General features: G+C 62.1%; 1 pseudogene. It reads left to right on the top strand.

The features are described from left to right. Positions 1-228 precede the first annotated feature (228 nt). Positions 229-1,253, top strand: a pseudogene (locus A3A5_RS41945) (prolyl oligopeptidase family serine peptidase). Positions 1,254-1,668: the final 415 nt, after the last annotated feature.

The raw sequence follows: 1,668 nt of genomic DNA, 5'->3' as shown, positions 1-1,668 counted from the left end.
TTCATCTGGACCAAGAGCGCTCGCGACATCCTACAGAAGGTCATTCGTGCCAACCGCCGCTTAAGTTCCAAACAGAATGGAACATTGCACTAGGAACGCCGCAGGCCGAAGATCGGCTCGTTCATGCGCCGGAGGCGGCGTACCCCCTGCTCATACGGTCGACGTCAACGCGAACGGACGATACACAGTGATCGCTTCGACGGCGCTGCAGGGCGGTAACGGCTCGCGATGGTCGACCTGACCGATCCGGACTGGCCTGTCCGGACGCTCGTCGATACCTTTGACGACGCATGGCTGCTTGCCGGCAACATTGGCACGAAGCTCTTCCTGTCGACCCAGAATGGAGCGGGGCGCGGCAAGTTCGTGACGGTCGACCTCGCCGATCCCGAACCGGTGTTCACCGAGCTGATCCCGGAAAGGGACGACGCCGTGCTCCGCGTCGGTGCGCTCGTCGGCGGACGGCTCGTCGTCATCATCGTCATCATCGTCATCAACATGGTCGACGCGAAAGCCGGAGTGAAACGCTACAAGCTTGATGGAACCCCTGACGGCGTGGTCGAGCTGTCCGGCATCGGGAGCACCAGCCCGTTCGTTGGCCGCCCGGGAGATGACGAGGCCTTCTTCGTCTTCACCAGCCACGAAGCGCCCACCAGCATCTACCGCTACGATGTGGCTGCGAACACGAGCACGGTCTGGGCCGCGCCCAAGGTTCCCGTCGATCTCGACCGCATCGTGGTGGAGCAGCGCTTCTATTCTCCCAGGGACGGCACGCAGGTGCCGATCTTCATCGTCCGTCGTGTCGATGTGACGGGTCCCTCGCCGACCATGCTCACCGGTTATGGCGGCTTCAGCATTCCCACGGTTCCCTTGTATTCGCCGGCCGCGATGGCGTGGGTCGAGCAGGGGGGCGTTTATGCCGTCGCCAACATCCGCGGCGGGGGCGAATACGGCAAGGCCTGGCACGATGCGGGCCGCCTCCGGAACAAGCAGAATACCTTCGACGATTTCAGCGCTGCCGGGGAATTCCTGAAGGTGAAGGGATCACGTCGTCGGAGGGGCTGGTCATCCATGGCGAATCCAACGGTGGCCTCCTGATCGGCGCTGTCGTCAACCAGCGGCCGGATCTGTTCACCGCCGCCCTTCCGGACGTCGAGGCAGATTTCCGCAACCTTCTCGCCTACTCGCCGCTGCACAACATCCGATCCGGAACGACCTATCCGGCCATCCTCGTCACCACCGCCGATACGGGATGACCGCGTTGTTCCGGCTCAACGGACAAGGCCATCGAGGAACTCGCCGACCAGTGGGCGTTCGCCGCGCACTGGACCGGATTGAAAGTCCGTCAGCCGAATTGATGCGGAAAACACCGAACCCGCCTGCCAGGCCGCTTCGCGACGTCAAGCCCTGCGCGGCGGTGCATCCGACGAAGGTCCATGCCCCGAGGGGTTCAGCGTCTAGCAAACTTCAAACGTGAACTGCTTGACCAGCAACTCCGTTTGCAGATCAAACAAGAAACGGAATCAGCTAGGAACCTGATTCTCGCCGACGCTTTCTCCCGTACGGGGCTGCAACAATGAGAGGTGGCGCCGGAAATTCGGACAGTCGGATAAATGGAAGAGCTGGGGTCTGAGCCGGCCATAATGGCGGGCAGAAAGGACCTCAGAAGAT

It is taken from the genome of Cupriavidus sp. UYPR2.512 (genome assembly GCF_000379565.1).
In the GTDB taxonomy this organism is placed as follows: domain Bacteria; phylum Pseudomonadota; class Gammaproteobacteria; order Burkholderiales; family Burkholderiaceae; genus Cupriavidus.
Note: the sequence above shows the minus strand (reverse complement) of the source record. Positions and strands in the feature narration are given on the sequence as shown.